The sequence below is a fragment of the Erythrobacter sp. KY5 genome (genome assembly GCF_003264115.1).
In the GTDB taxonomy this organism is placed as follows: domain Bacteria; phylum Pseudomonadota; class Alphaproteobacteria; order Sphingomonadales; family Sphingomonadaceae; genus Erythrobacter.
The window spans coordinates 194,774-208,944 of record NZ_CP021912.1 but is presented as its reverse complement, the minus strand read 5'-3'; the positions used below and the strand labels follow the sequence as shown (position 1 = coordinate 208,944).

Here is a 14,171-nt window from a genome sequence, read left to right as displayed (position 1 = left end):
GTGTGCGATGAATTGTGCGGCGCACGCGCCGGGTTCCGGCTTTCACCCACTATAGACCCTGTAACCGGAACATCTCGACCCTTTAAAGGTTCCAGTTATGCCTTCGTCGATCCTTGACCGGCTGCTCACGGCGACCACTTGACTGTCAACCGACAAGCGGCAAGCAAGGCCGACCTATTTTCGCGAACAGGGACTGACATGACAATCACACGCAATGCCGCAGAGCGTGCGGCCATTATCGGTACGCGCTCTCTTGTTACCGCCATGCTTTTGACGGGGTCGAGCCTTGCAATGGCTCAGACCGCTCCGATCCTTCAACCGGGTGCCCCCGGACAGGCAAGCAAGACCCTGAGCGCAGATGAGGCCAGCGAGATTGCCAAGTCGAGCTACATCAACGCCGACGTCGCATTCATGCAGGGCATGATCTTACACCACCAGCAGGCGGTGGAGATGTCGCAGCTGGTCGCTGATCGTACCAACAACGAAGAAGTCGTGACGATCGCCGAAAAGATCCTCGCCAGCCAGGCTGACGAGATCGAGTTCATGAACGAATGGCTGGCGGCTCGCGGTGAAAAGACCGTCATGGTCGGTATGGACCATTCCGGTATGGACCACGCGGGTATGGATCACTCGAACCACGCCATGATGGGCCATTCCATGATGGCAGGTATGGCAAGGCCAGCGCAGTTGGCCGAGCTCGCAACGCTCGAAGGCAGCGATTTCGACCGCATGTTCCTCACCTTGATGATCGCGCACCACGAAGGCGCGATCGACATGACCGAGGAATTGCTGCGCCAGCCCGGCAGCGCGGCTGACCCGATCCTGTTCCGCTTCGTCGGCGATATCGACAATGATCAAAGCTCCGAGATCGAGCGCATGGACAAGATTCTGGCGAGCCTTTCGGACGATCCTCGAGCTGGCCTGAAGCCCGGTTTCGCCGATGCAGGCGAGGCCATCTGGAACCTGCGCAAGGTCGTCTCGCTTCCCAAGCCCGCCGGCTTCTTCAATCCGGAAAACCCCGCTGATCTGCGCGCTGTAGTTCCGCCGCGCGAGGAAGATGAGGACGATGCGCTCGAAGCTGAAGCGGAAGCGAATTTGATCGAAGCGGGCCAATCTGACGTGGTCGCGGTCGAGGTCGACCCGGACGGCGCTGACAGCCAAGAGGTTGCAGAACCCGACGAAGACGGCGAAAGCCTCACCCAGTTTGCGGAACGTTCGCCGCTGCTCGACTTTGCCAACACCGACATGGCGTTCTTCGACGACATTCTGGTCACCGGCAATTATCACGGCTTCAACATCTATCGCCTCGGCGACGATGGTGTCCCCAACCTGCTTTCCTCGGTCGTGTGTCCGGGTGGGCAGGGCGACGTTTCGGTCGTCGACAACCTTCTGGTGATGAGCGTTGAGCAGACCCGTGGCCGCGTCGATTGCGGCCTGCAGGGCGTCGAAGGCGACGTCAGTGAAGAGCGCTTCCGCGGTCTTCGCATCTTTGATATCTCCGATCTCACTGCCGTTCGCCAGGTTGGCCAGGTCCAGACCTGCCGCGGCAGCCACACGCACTCGGTGGTGAGCGCGGATGCCGAGAAGATCGTCGTCTACAATTCGGGCACCTCGCGCGTCCGCGATCAGGAAGAGCTTGCCCGCTGCATCGACAACCCGTCGGACAGTCGGACAGCACTGTTCAGCATCGACGTGATCGAAATTCCGGTGGCCAACCCGGCAGCCGCCCGCATTGTCAGCAGCCCGCGTGTGTTCGCCGATGCAGCGACAGGCGAGATCGCAGGCCTTTGGGAAGGCGGCGAAAGCGAGGATGGCGCGCAGAACACGCGTCAGACCAACCAGTGCCACGACATCACCGTGTTCCCGTCGCTGAACATCGCGGCTGGCGCTTGTTCGGGTAACGGCATCCTGATGGACATCTCGGACCCCTACAACCCGGTCCGCACCGATGCCGTGTTCGACAAGGGTTTCGCCTACTGGCACTCGGCCACGTTCAACAATGATGGCACCAAGGTGATCTTCACCGACGAATGGGGCGGCGGTGGCCGTCCGCGCTGCAAGGCGTCTGACCCGATGACGTGGGGCGCGAATGCGATCTACGATATTGTCGATGGCAAGCTCGAATTCCGCAGCCACTACAAGATGCCCGGTCCGCAGGGTGAGTATGAAAACTGCGTCGCTCACAACGGATCAATTGTTCCGGTTCCGGGTCGCGATATCTTTGTGCAGAGCTGGTATCAGGGCGGCATCAGCGTGATGGACTTCACCGACAGCGCGAACCCGATGGAAATCGCATATTTCGATCGCGGTGCGATTGACGATGAGCAGCTGGTCGTCGGCGGTTTCTGGTCGTCATACTGGTATAATGGCCGGATCTACGGCACCGAGATTACGCGCGGCCTCGACGTGTTCGCGCTTGAGCCGAGCGAGTACCTGACCGCAGCCGAGATCGCGGCAGCCGAAGCGGCATCCTATGCCAACACGCGCTTCAACCCGCAGACCCAGACGCAGGTGATCTGGTCGGAAGCCGATATCGAAGCCGCCGAGGCGAGCCGTTCGGGCGGCTGATAGCCCTCAACTGAGCCGCAACAAAAAGGGGCGGGGTAGCTACTGGCTACCCCGCCCTTTTTGTGTTTGCGCCGTTGTGTCGGGTCAGCTTTCCTTGACCGATGCGATCCAGTTGTCGACCTGCTTCTCAAGCAGCGGCAGCGGTACCGAGCCACCACCGAGAACGGTGTCGTGGAAACCGCGAATATCAAAGTCCTCGCCCAGTTCTTCTTCCGCTTTCTTGCGAAGTTCCTGGATACGGATCATCCCGATCTTGTAGCTGGTCGCCTGTCCCGGAAGCACGAAGTAGCGCTGCACTTCGCTGCGCGCCACGGTTTCGGGATTGGGCGAGTTTTCGAGACAGTACTGAACCGCCTGATCCTCGGTCCAGCCCTTCGAATGGATACCAGTGTCAACCACAAGGCGGATGGCACGCCACATCTCGCTCTGCAGGCGGCCGAAATCGGAGTAGGGATCCTCATAACCGCCCATCTCTTTGGCGAGTGCTTCTGAATAAAGCGCCCAGCCTTCGCCATAGGCCGAGATAAACCCGCCCTGTGCGCGGAACTTGGGCACGCCTTCAAGCTCCTGTGCGATCGAGACCTGCATGTGATGCCCGGGATTGCCTTCGTGATAGGCGATCGCCTCCAGCGGCGGGATCGGCATTGCCGTCATGTCCGACAGGTGAGCGTAGTACACACCAGGTCGCGAACCATCGGGCGTGCCCGGGCGATAATGCTGCGCAGCGCCATCCTGTTCGCGGAACGGTTCGACCCGGCGCACCTCAAGCGCGGCCTTCGGAAGCCGGCCAAAGAATTCGGGAAGCCGCTCGGTCAGCTCATCGATGTGCATCTTTGCCCGGTCGATATAGTCCTGCGCGCCTGCTTCGTCGTTGGAGAAGAAGAATTGCGGATCGTCGCGGGTGAATAGGAAGAACTCCTGCAGGGTCCCTTCAAAACCGGTCTTTTGCATGATGGCTTCCATCTCGCCGCGAATGCGCGCGACTTCGGCAAGGCCCAGCTCGTGGATTTCATCTGCCGTAAGATCGGTGGTGGTCATCGCTTTGAGGCTGTCGGCGTAATAGGCCGCGCCATTGGTGAGTGCATCGACGCCGCGCGCTTCCTCGTCGGAATTGGGAAGGTCTTCCTCGAACCAGTCAATCACTCGCTGATAGGCCGGAGCAAGATCGTCCGTCAGCGCGGCGCGGGCCTCTTCGCGGAGTTCATCGGCGCGTTCCTGAGTTATGGTTTCGTCTTCGACCAGCTTCGCCAGATGGCCCTCTACACCGGTCCACAACGCCGAGGGCTCGCCCTCATCGAACGGCGCGCCGGTGATGATCTTTTCGCTCTCCGCGATAACGGCATTGTAAGCGAAGCGGGGCGGGCGCGTGCCTGCCTCAGCGTTGGTCTGGGCGTTCGCGAGCAGTTGGTCCATCGCGGTGCCGATCCCGCTGAGGCGCGAAATGAACGCCGCCATGTCGCTTTCACTTTCGACCGTGTGCTGGCTGAGCATGAAGCTTGGCAGGAAGGTGTGAGCGCCGTTCATCTGGTCGAGGATGTAATTCTGTTCCACGAACTCGGCTGAGGCTGCGGCACGCTCGGCGCGGTACTTGAACATGTCGTATGACAGCTGCGCATCGCGCGAGAGCTCGTCATAGTCGAAATTCGCTTCCATCTCGGCAGCGGCATTCTGCCACCATTCCACCTGTTCCATCTGAGCCTCGACCGAGAGGTCATCGATCTTGTCATAGTCGGTCTTGATGCCGAGTGAGGTCATGCGCAGCGGGCTGAACGCTAGCTCTTCCTCGAACTTGGCGTCGAACCACTCGTTAAGGCATTCGGTCTGGGTGGTGGCGCATTCGATGGTCGCGGCTGGCGACATCATGCCGTCGCAACCTGCAAGCGCAACCGATGCGAGCAGCAGTGCGGCAAACTTCGTTCTCAATGGATTTCCCCTCTACGTGAAACTGCGCGGCGTTATGCGGCAGGTCGCGATGGTTGGGAAGGGGACCAATCGACCAACGAAAAACCCCGGAAGACGAATGTCCTCCGGGGTTCTCAGAGTGGGCTCATTCGCCGCTCTGGATCGAGCGGGAGAGGGCATAGGATGGCTCATAGCCTTCCAGAACGTTCAAGGTCGGCCGCACCTCGCGGAACAGCGATTGCCGTGCCTTGCGGTCCTCGATGAGAGGTCCGTCGATCTTGCGGGCGATGAAAATAAGCCCCCGCACGTCTTCGGGCAGGCTCGGGAGCGCAAGGCCGACTTCCTTGTCGGACGCACCCTTCAGAAGCTCCGCGTGTTCCATTACCCGCGCGATCCGATCGTTGATCCGGCTCTGGATCAGCTCTGCAATCCGGTCGAAATCTGTCCAGAACTCCTCCGGTATCTGTTTGCGAACGTTTTCCAGATCATCGCCCGCTTGCATCAATTCCCAGATCGCCAGCGGTGTGATGCGAGAGATCAACGCGTGGACGCGGCAATACGCGCTGCCCTTCAGCTTGAGGCGATGCCCGTCATCGAAGCGCAGGATGTATCCTTCCTCGCTTTCGGGCAAAGCTTGAGCTGAAGCGAACAGTTCATCGACATTGTCGAAAGCATAGCGCTTGGCCGCTTTCCAGCCGAGCACTTGGGCCGTCGCATACGTGGCCTTCGCGCTCAGTTCGAAACCTTCAGCATCGTAAGCTGACAGAAGAACAAGACCGCTTTCGGCATACTCGATCACGATCCGGTTTCCCGGATAGATGGCCTCGCACAGATATGTGACGCCCGGCGTGAGTGCGGACAGGTCCTTGTCGGCTAGCCATTGTTCTGCCCATTGCGCCTGCTCGGTCCGCAGCGCCCCGCGGGTCGCTGCATGCCAGCGGCCATGCCAATGGAACAAGATGATCAGGCTTCCATCTAGCTTCTCGAAAACTTCGAAAGGCCTGTCAGGCAAGGTCATCCCTTCGCCGGCCTCGGACACGTTGAAGAACTTTGGGAAAGGCGTCGCCACGACTTCCCGCTTTTCCATGTCCATGATCAGGCCTCGCGCATGCATGCTGATCGGCGTCCACATTTTGTCGTAGACGCACTTGTTCGTGTAGTTCCAGATCAGCAGGCCCGGCATTTCATCGTGGCCCCTGGCGTAGATCGCCTTTTGCGCACGCGCGTCTTCGAGCTGCGAGAGCAGAGTGTCAAAGTCCAGCTGGCGCGCAAGGTGCGGCAGGCTTGGCGGTTTGTGTATGATAGTCATCTTTACTTCCCTTGATTGAGAAGATCACGTGACCAGAGCGATGACGGGGAGAGCTTTGCAAAAGATCAATCCGCCAATCCGCTGGCGAAGTGATCTATGCTGCTTGTATTACATGCGCACGCCGACCACTTCCCCGGAAGAACGATCTTCCGAGGCGTTACCGCCATTGATGGCGACGAAGTGGACAGTCTTGCACATGGCGGCGTGCGTTACGGGCAGGTCGGAAAACCGTCAAGAAATTAGATGGTTAATGAAAGGCGCCCCGCCGGATGGGAATCCGCGCGGGGCGTGCTGATCGGAGCGGAGCCGCAGTCAGGCGGCGGTGATTGCTTGCTCGATCTTTTCGACGGGCTGGTTTGTCAGGGTCTTGTCAATCTCGCCCACGACGCGCTTCTTCAACTCGCTGTGGTAGTGGTTGCGCATTTCGCCCAGTGACTTGGGGTCGGCGATAATCAGAACGTCGTCCAGTTCGCCCGATACCGCCTTCGCGCTCAGCCATTCTGCGACCGCTGCTCCATGCGCAAGTTCATCGAGCTGGGTGCGACCGAGTTCCTGTCCGATATCATCCTGGTGGCGCACGCCTGCGCTGAAATTGGTGATGTCGAGATCGGGGCTGTCTTCCTTGCGAAGCTTGGGCTCAAACAACTTTCCCTCGTTGCGGAACAACAAGAAGGTCTCTCCATCGACGACGGCGACGTGAGCGTTCTGTGGCAGTTTCATGGTATCTGTCTCCTTTGCTACCTAACGCGCGAGCTCGCACGTGGTTGCATTGCATGCATGAAAAAGGCCCCGGCGAACGTGTCGCCGAGGCCTCTTCTAAGCGTCGGTGCGTGAGTGACTTAGAAGCCGCCCATGCCTCCCATTCCGCCCATTCCGCCCATATCGGGCATAGCCGGGCCGCCCTTGTCGTCTTCCGGAGCGTCGGTGATCGCCGCTTCGGTGGTGATGAGCAGGCCTGCAACCGAAGCTGCGTCCTGAAGCGCGGTGCGAACGACCTTGGTCGGGTCGATGACGCCGGCTTTCACCAGGTCTTCATAGGTGTCGGTTGCAGCGTTGAAGCCCTGGCTTTCGTTGTCTTCGCGAAGCAGGTTGCCCGAAACGACTGCGCCGTCGTGGCCAGCGTTCTGAGCAATCTGGCGAACCGGCGCCATGATCGCGCGGCGAACGATGTCGATGCCGCGGGTCTGGTCGTCATTGTCGCCCTTGAGGCCTTCGAGAACCTTCGTCGCGTAGAGCAGCGCGGTACCACCGCCCGGTACGATGCCTTCTTCGACGGCAGCACGGGTTGCGTGAAGCGCGTCGTCGACGCGGTCCTTGCGCTCCTTCACTTCGACTTCCGATGCACCGCCGACCTTGATCACGGCAACGCCGCCAGCAAGCTTGGCGAGACGCTCTTGCAGCTTCTCGCGGTCGTAGTCGCTGGTGGTGTTATCGATCTGCGTGCGGATTTCGCCGACGCGGGCCTTGATGTCGTCTTCGCTGCCTGCACCGTCGACGATGGTGGTGTTGTCCTTGTCGATGGTGACGCGCTTGGCTTCGCCGAGCATGCCGAGCGTGACGTTCTCAAGCTTGATGCCGAGGTCTTCGCTGATCATCTCACCCTTGGTGAGGATCGCGATGTCCTGCAGCATGGCCTTGCGACGATCGCCGAAGCCCGGTGCCTTGACCGCTGCAACCTTCAGGCCGCCGCGCAGCTTGTTCACGACGAGGGTCGCGAGCGCTTCGCCTTCGATGTCTTCAGCGATGATCAGGAGCGGACGGCCGCTCTGAACGGCTGCTTCGAGGACCGGCAGCATAGCCTGCAGGTTCGAAAGCTTCTTCTCGTGGATCAGGATGTAGGGGTTGTCGAGTTCGACCTGCATCTTGTCCGGGTTGGTGATGAAGTAGGGCGAGAGGTAGCCGCGGTCGAACTGCATGCCTTCGACAACGTCGAGCTCGAATTCGAGACCCTTGGCCTCTTCCACGGTGATCACGCCTTCCTTGCCGACCTTTTCCATGGCTTCGGCGATCTTTTCGCCGACTTCCTTGTCGCCATTGGCCGAGATGATGCCGACCTGGGCGATTTCCTGCGAGCCCGAGACGTCCTTCGAACGCGCCTTGAGGTTTTCGACAACCTTGGTGGTGGCAAGATCGATGCCGCGCTTCAGGTCCATCGGGTTCATGCCGGCAGCAACCGCGGTCATGCCTTCGCGAGCGATGGCCTGGCCCAGAACGGTTGCGGTGGTGGTGCCGTCACCGGCGAGGTCGTTGGTCTTCGATGCCACTTCCTTGAGCATCTGCGCGCCCATGTTCTCGAACTTGTCCTTAAGTTCGATTTCCTTGGCGACGGTAACGCCGTCCTTGGTGATGCGCGGTGCGCCGAAGCTCTTGTCGATCACGACATTGCGGCCCTTGGGGCCGAGCGTGACCTTTACAGCGTTGGCGAGGGTGTCGACGCCGCGAAGAATGCCTTCGCGGGCTTCACGGCCGAACTTTACGTTCTTTGCAGCCATTGTTGTTTCTCCTGAGAATTGGGTGTTTGACTAGAAAGCGTGCGGGTCTCGGCTCAGCCGATGATCCCCATGATGTCGCTTTCCTTCATGATCAGCAGGTCTTCGCCGTCGATCTTGACTTCGGTTCCGGACCACTTGCCGAAAAGCACGCGGTCGCCGGCCTTGACGTCCAGCGGAATGCGGTCGCCGTCATCGTCACGTGCGCCTTCGCCAACGGAGACGATTTCGCCTTCGCTCGGCTTTTCCTGTGCTGAGTCGGGGATAATGATGCCACCGGCGGTCTTGGTGTCGGCTTCGATGCGACGGACGACCACGCGGTCGTGCAGGGGACGAAATGCCATTTCAATGACCTTTCTTGCTAGGTTGAAAATTACGGTTTTGGCACTCTCGGCGTGAGAGTGCCAACGGCAGCGCAGATGGTTGTGCGAGGTTCATGAGTCAAGGATTGTTCATGAAAAAATTGCGCCGCCATGGGCGCTATTTTTCGCCCCGGTTGGCCATGCACGCTCCAAGTGGTTAGGGAGCGCACAAACTTTTCCCGAAACCGCCTGAATTCAGCGGCGTTCCTATCCAGCGCTGGCTCATCCGCGCGCGTTACAAATTGACCGAGGCTTCCTTCGCAATGACATTCGATGCAGAGATTTCCGCACTGACCATCCCCGAACAGATATTTGTCTGGCTGCGGCTCAATCTGATGGAGATCATTGGCGCGATTGCCGTGCTGGTGATCGGGCTTGTGATTGCAGGCCTGATTTCGCGGTTTGTCTCAAACGCGCTGACCAGGTCGGACAAGCTCGACCCCAGTGTCGCAAGCCTGCTCGCAAGCCTTATCAAGTACGCGCTTTGGGTGGTCCTTGGTGTGACTGTCCTCACCCAGTTCGGGGTCGAGACCACCAGTATCATTGCCGCGCTCGGCGGTATGGCGCTCGCGGTGGGGCTCGCGCTTCAAGGGACGCTCAGCAATGTCGCCTCTGGCGTCATGATCCTTGTCCAGAAACCGTTCCGCGTGGGCGAGGCGATCACGGTCGGCCCTATCACCGGAGTGGTTCAGCAGATCGGCCTGTTCACCACCGAGCTCAAGCAGTTTGACGGGCTTTTCGTGATGATGCCCAACAACGAGTTGTGGAACAAAGCCATAGTCAATTTCAGCCGCCACCCTGTCCGCCGGTTCGAACTGGTCGTTGGGATCGGCTATGGCGACAGCATGGAGCAGGCGCGCCAGACCCTGCTCGACCTGGCCGACGCCGATGAGCGCGTGCTCGACGATCCTGCTCCGCAGGCTTTCGTTAATTCGCTTGATGACAGCTCGGTCGGCATCGGCCTTCGCGTCTGGTGCAGCACGGCAGATTATGTCGGGCTTTCGTGGGACCTCACCGAAGCCGCCAAGACCAAATTCGATGAAGTCGGCCTTACCATCCCGTTCCCGCAGCGCGAGGTGACTACGCGGGCAGCGGCATAACCGCCTCGCCTTTTGTGCGCATTGTCAGGCCTAGCCGCTCGCGCAACATCCAGCGCCAGAGCAGCAGCACGGCGGCAAAGGCAAGGCCAGTCGCAAGGCCGATCCATACGCCGACCCCTTCGAGCCCGGCTCCAAAGCCGAGACCGACCGCAACACCTATGCCCGGCACCCAGTAGCTGAAAATCGCGATCCACATCGGGATGCGCGTGTCCTGCAGTCCGCGCAGCGCGCCTGCCGCGACGGCCTGCACACCGTCGACCAACTGGAACGCGGCGGCAAAGACGAGGAATTGCAGTGCAAAGCCGACTACGGCTGCGTTCTTCGCCGCCTGCGGATCGACATAGATCGACAAGAGCGCCTCGGGGAACAGCACCATCGCGGCAGCGGTCATTGACATGAAGGCGATGCTTATGCCGATAGCCGACCAGCCAGCGCGGGTGATGCCGACTGGATCGCGCGCGCCATAGAAATAGCCCACGCGTATCGTCACCGCCTGCCCCACTCCGAACGGCACCTGAAATGCGAGCGCGGCAAGCTGGATCGCGAGCGCGTGGCCAGCAACCTGCGCCGGGCCGAACATGCCCATCAGGAAAGGCGCGGCTCCGAAAATACCGGCCTCTGCCATCACGGTGAAAGCGATCGGCGTGCCGATGGTGATGATCTGGCGCATGCGCGTCCAGTCGGCGCGGTGGAGCCTGTAGAAGATGCGATAGCTGGCGAACACCGGGTTGGTGAGGATGGCGAGCACGTAAGCGCCCAGCACCACCAGCGCGGTGATATTCGTCGCGATTGCAGCTCCGGCGAGGCCGAGCTCGGGCGCTCCGAAATTGCCGAAGATCAAGGCGTAGTTCGCAGTGCTGTTCACCACGATGCCGAGTGCCGTGATCATCGTTGCGAAGAACGGGCGGCCAAGTGCCGACACGAAGTTACGCAAGACGCCTGCGAGCAGCATGGGGATCATCGAGAACACGATGATAGAATTGTATTCGTTGGCGAGCGGGATCAGGGCCTCGTCCTGTCCGCTCAGATACATGAGCGGAACGAGAAGCAGGCACACTCCCATGCCCGCGGCCCCCGACATGACAGCCAGCCATAGCGCCATGCGCGTTGCCCGGCGCACGGGACGCGGTGTACGCGCGCGCGCGCCAATAGCTTCGGCGATGAGCGGTGCGACCGCGCCGGTCAGCGCGGCCAGCGCCCATAGGACCATTCCGAACAGCGAAACCGAGAGGGTCGAGGCAGCAAGGGGATCTTCACCGAGCCGCGCGATGAAGATCACGTCGACGGCATAGGTCAGCATCTGGAGCAGATTGGCGAGCGCCAACGGCGCCGCGAGCCCAATCGTTGCTCGAAGCTCCTGACCCCAGGTCAGTCTGGTCACGCTGGGCGGACCGGAAGGTTTGGCAGTGTGCGTCATGTCATGTCTGCTCGCCGAGCCAGACCGTGACAAGCGAGCCGAACCGGATAGGGATTTGTGGCGGTCCGGGAAAGCGGAAAGTTGTATCAGCGCGGGGCGCTGAGGGCGCACTTTCAAGAAACCGCTTTAAATGCATGGTGAATATCTTCATAACGCACCGCAAGATTCTAAGGGGGGAATCCGTGTCTGCACGTTTTCTATATGAGGGCGCATCGCCCGAACCGGGCTGCGATGAAATGCGCGGCGACGGCGCGCATCTTCTGCCAGCGCCTTTGACGGCGGCGGAACTGGCCGCTCGTGAAGCGAGCCTTCTGACCACCCAGCGTCGCCGGTCTATGAACGCTCGCATGATGGCCGGGGCAGCGGCGGTGGCCGTGGCCGTGACCATTCCTGACATGTCACTGGGTGCGATGGGCACGCCATTGATGCGGATCAGCATGGACCGCTCGGTGACAGAACTGCCCGCTACCTTGTGGTCCCCTACGGCTGGGGCAACGGCGCCCGTCTATGCCCCTGTGATCGCGGCGGAGCAGATCGCACCCGAAGCGGTGACGGTGGGAAGCCTTGTCACCTATCGCGAACTTGGCCGTGCAATTCCGCTCGAATTTCTCGCCACGGGCGCGGACCGCTTCGAACTCGCTTTTGCCGATATCGAGATGCCTACGGTCGAATCGGTATCGCTCTCCGCTCGCATACGCCGCCACCAGCTTGTCGCGCCGCGACTTGCCGAAGCGGTTCGGGCCCCGATGGCGGGACTGGTCGAAGTCGAGCAGCTCACCGTGTCCAGCGGCTTTCGTCCGGCGCTTGCCCCCGCATTCGAAGGGGCAAGCGCATTGGACGCACCGACGGCTGCCTATGGCGAGGTGTCCCAGCGCACCGTTTCTCGCGGCTTTACTGCGCCGCCGCCATCTGAGGTTGCTGCACTCGATACATCCAACCTACCGCCGTCGGTGGTTCTGAGCCCGGCTTTTGCGCCGGTTGAGCAGCGCACCGTTTCGCGCGGTTTCGTCGCCGCGCCGATCCCCGGTTTTGAAGGCACACAAGCTTCGCGTGCCCCCAGGGCTGACCTTGTCGAGGTTCAGCAGCTTACTGTATCACGCGGTTTTCGCCCCAGTCCTGCGCCGGGCTTCGCACGCCGCACGCAAGCGCTTGCTTCTGCTTCCGCGTCGGTTGAGCCTGTGGTGCAGCAAAGCATTTCTGCGGCAAACGAATCCATCGAAGCCGCATTTGCCGGAGCGATCGATGTCTCGAACGAGGCCCGCCGTTCCATCCCAACCGTTTCAGGCCGCGGGCCACAACTGCCCGAACCTGCCGCCGCACGCGATGCGCAGCTGGTTCCGATACCCGAACCCGGCGCCTCTGTCAGCGCGAGCGCCGCAGCGCAGGCCGAGCTGATTACCAAGACCAGGCTTGATGCGCGTGTAAACGGTGTGCTGACTGGCTCGGTCGATTTTCGTCAGCTTGATGGTACCATCGCGATCCGGCTGGGTTCGGTGGTGGACGTGCTGCACGAGCGCTTCACGCCAGGCGAGATCGAGCATCTTCGCGCTGGCGATACGATCGACACCTTCATCACCATTGCCGAATTGCAGGCCGCAGGCATCCCGATCAACTACAACCCCGTCTATGACGAGGTCGAGTTCGGCATCGACTATCAGGACGCGCCCTATGCTGGCAAAGTGCAGGTCGACCAGATCGGCGCGCCGACTGTCGGCACGGAACGGACCGGGATCGACCAGATCATCCCGCGCTAAGGCAACGCGAGTTCGAACCAAAAAGAAAGGGCGGCGCCATCGCTGGCACCGCCCTCTTTTTTGAGCAGTAGCTCGAAAGAAGCTTACTTGAGCTCGACGGTACCGCCGGCTGCTTCGATCTTGCCCTTGATCTCTTCGGCTTCCGCCTTGTTGACGCCTTCCTTGAGCGGCTTGGGCGCGCCTTCGACGAGACCCTTGGCTTCGGTGAGGCCGAGACCGGTGATGGCACGGACTTCCTTGATGACCTGGATCTTCTTGCCGCCGTCGCCGGTGAGAATGACGTCGAATTCGTCCTTCTCTTCAGCAACCGGTGCATCGCCACCGCCGGCCGGGCCAGCAACAGCAACTGCAGCAGCAGCGCTAACGCCCCACTCTTCTTCAAGAGCGGTTGCAAGTTCAGCCGCCTCAAGGACGGTCAGCTTCGAAAGTTCTTCAACAAGCTTGGCAATATCAGCCATGATGTTCACTCCAATATGTGGCGGGGCGGTTCACATGCCCCATGATGTTTCGTCTCTTGCGAGAAGCGTCTCTGTCGGCCTCCGACTGGGGAGGCGTCTTAAGCTGCGTCCTTGGCGCCATAGGCACCGAAAACACGGGCGAGCTTCGATGCGGGCGCGTTGACGACCTGGGCAATCTTCGTTGCCGGGGCGTTGACGAGACCAACGAGCTTGCCGCGCAGTTCGTCGAGCGACGGCATCGAGGCAAGTGCCTTGACCCCAGCTTCGTCGAGAACCTGCGTGCCCATCGAACCACCGACGATTTCCAGCTTGTCGTTCGACTTTGCGAAATCGACAGCAGCCTTTGCGGCTGCGACGGGGTCTTCAGACCACGCCAGCGCGGTCGGGCCGGTGAGAAACTCATCGATCCCGACGTAATCGGTGTCCTTCAGGGCGAGCTTGGCGAGACGGTTCTTCGCAACCTTGTAGGAAGCGCCAGCATCGCGCATCTTCGTACGCAGATCGGTGGACTGATCCACCGTCAGGCCGAGATTGCGGGTGACAACCACCACGCCGACCTCGTTGAAGACCGCATTGAGCTGGGCAACCGCGTCGGCTTTTTGCGAACGATCCATGCCATACTCCTTCACTAATGGCCGAACGAAATGGCTTTCGAACGACCGGCTCATGTCTAACGGTGCCGTTCATCGACACCGAAAAGTCCAGCGATGGGGAAGGAGGGTGAGCTGATATGCCCGGTTGCGACCACGTAGGGCCGCGAAATCTCTTTTCCCCGCCTAGGCTGCAAATTAAGAACGGACATAGTTCCGCTC

General features: G+C 60.6%; 11 protein-coding genes. 3 read left to right on the top strand and 8 right to left on the bottom strand.

The annotated features are described in order from the left end of the window. The first annotated feature begins 198 nt into the window (after positions 1-198). Positions 199-2,568, top strand: a complete 2,370-nt coding sequence (locus tag CD351_RS00935; protein ID WP_111990885.1) for a DUF305 domain-containing protein — start codon at positions 199-201, stop codon at positions 2,566-2,568. An 84-nt stretch (positions 2,569-2,652) separates the two neighbouring features. Here the strand turns inward: CD351_RS00935 and CD351_RS00930 are convergent, their stop codons facing one another. From CD351_RS00930 to groES, 5 genes are all read right to left on the bottom strand, one after another. Further along, entirely contained in the window at positions 2,653-4,491 is a 1,839-nt protein-coding gene (locus CD351_RS00930) for a DUF885 family protein (RefSeq protein WP_111990884.1), read from the bottom strand. A 124-nt stretch (positions 4,492-4,615) separates the two neighbouring features. Next, entirely contained in the window at positions 4,616-5,779 is a 1,164-nt protein-coding gene (locus CD351_RS00925; RefSeq protein WP_111990883.1) for a T4 RnlA family RNA ligase, read from the bottom strand. 312 nt (positions 5,780-6,091) lie between these two features. Then, positions 6,092-6,499: a host attachment protein gene (locus CD351_RS00920; RefSeq protein ID WP_111990882.1), complete on the bottom strand. Its 408-nt coding sequence runs from the start codon at positions 6,497-6,499 to the stop codon at positions 6,092-6,094. 119 nt (positions 6,500-6,618) lie between these two features. Further along, positions 6,619-8,271, bottom strand: a complete 1,653-nt coding sequence (gene groL / locus CD351_RS00915; RefSeq protein ID WP_111990881.1) for a chaperonin GroEL — start codon at positions 8,269-8,271, stop codon at positions 6,619-6,621. Positions 8,272-8,324: 53 nt separating this feature from the next. Continuing rightward, complete coding sequence (gene groES / locus CD351_RS00910) at positions 8,325-8,612, bottom strand: co-chaperone GroES (RefSeq protein ID WP_111990880.1); 288 nt, start codon at positions 8,610-8,612, stop codon at positions 8,325-8,327. 281 nt (positions 8,613-8,893) lie between these two features. Between groES and CD351_RS00905 the strand changes: the two genes are divergently transcribed. Continuing rightward, positions 8,894-9,730, top strand: a complete 837-nt coding sequence (locus tag CD351_RS00905) for a mechanosensitive ion channel family protein (protein ID WP_111990879.1) — start codon at positions 8,894-8,896, stop codon at positions 9,728-9,730. On the opposite strand, the gene CD351_RS00900 is transcribed toward CD351_RS00905, so the two are convergent. Continuing rightward, positions 9,711-11,147, bottom strand: coding sequence for an MATE family efflux transporter (locus tag CD351_RS00900; protein WP_111990878.1), 1,437 nt, complete (start codon positions 11,145-11,147; stop codon positions 9,711-9,713). The genes CD351_RS00905 and CD351_RS00900 overlap by 20 nt on opposite strands. 182 nt (positions 11,148-11,329) lie before the next feature. Between CD351_RS00900 and CD351_RS00895 the strand changes: the two genes are divergently transcribed. Continuing rightward, entirely contained in the window at positions 11,330-12,901 is a 1,572-nt protein-coding gene (locus tag CD351_RS00895; protein WP_162627558.1) for a hypothetical protein, read from the top strand. An 83-nt stretch (positions 12,902-12,984) separates the two neighbouring features. Here CD351_RS00895 and rplL read toward each other — a convergent pair whose 3' ends face one another. Together rplL and rplJ are read right to left on the bottom strand one after the other, a co-directional pair. Continuing rightward, positions 12,985-13,359: a 50S ribosomal protein L7/L12 gene (gene rplL, locus CD351_RS00890; protein ID WP_111993516.1), complete on the bottom strand. Its 375-nt coding sequence runs from the start codon at positions 13,357-13,359 to the stop codon at positions 12,985-12,987. 98 nt (positions 13,360-13,457) lie between these two features. After that, positions 13,458-13,973 carry a 50S ribosomal protein L10 gene (gene rplJ / locus CD351_RS00885; RefSeq protein ID WP_111990876.1) on the bottom strand — a complete coding sequence of 172 codons (516 nt, stop codon included), beginning with the start codon at positions 13,971-13,973 and terminating at the stop codon, positions 13,458-13,460. Positions 13,974-14,171 lie beyond the last annotated feature (198 nt).

Bases quoted from the DNA above. Each gene is read 5' to 3' on its own strand.
- CD351_RS00925 (WP_111990883.1), bottom strand. From the start codon at position 5,779: ATGACTATCATACACAAACCGCCAAGCCTGCCGCACCTTGCGCGCCAG.
- rplL (WP_111993516.1), bottom strand. From the start codon at position 13,359: ATGGCTGATATTGCCAAGCTTGTTGAAGAACTTTCGAAGCTGACCGTC.
- CD351_RS00920 (WP_111990882.1), bottom strand. From the start codon at position 6,499: ATGAAACTGCCACAGAACGCTCACGTCGCCGTCGTCGATGGAGAGACC.
- groES (WP_111990880.1), bottom strand. From the start codon at position 8,612: ATGGCATTTCGTCCCCTGCACGACCGCGTGGTCGTCCGTCGCATCGAA.
- CD351_RS00905 (WP_111990879.1), top strand. From the start codon at position 8,894: ATGACATTCGATGCAGAGATTTCCGCACTGACCATCCCCGAACAGATA.
- CD351_RS00935 (WP_111990885.1), top strand. From the start codon at position 199: ATGACAATCACACGCAATGCCGCAGAGCGTGCGGCCATTATCGGTACG.
- groL (WP_111990881.1), bottom strand. From the start codon at position 8,271: ATGGCTGCAAAGAACGTAAAGTTCGGCCGTGAAGCCCGCGAAGGCATT.
- rplJ (WP_111990876.1), bottom strand. From the start codon at position 13,973: ATGGATCGTTCGCAAAAAGCCGACGCGGTTGCCCAGCTCAATGCGGTC.
- CD351_RS00900 (WP_111990878.1), bottom strand. From the start codon at position 11,147: ATGACGCACACTGCCAAACCTTCCGGTCCGCCCAGCGTGACCAGACTG.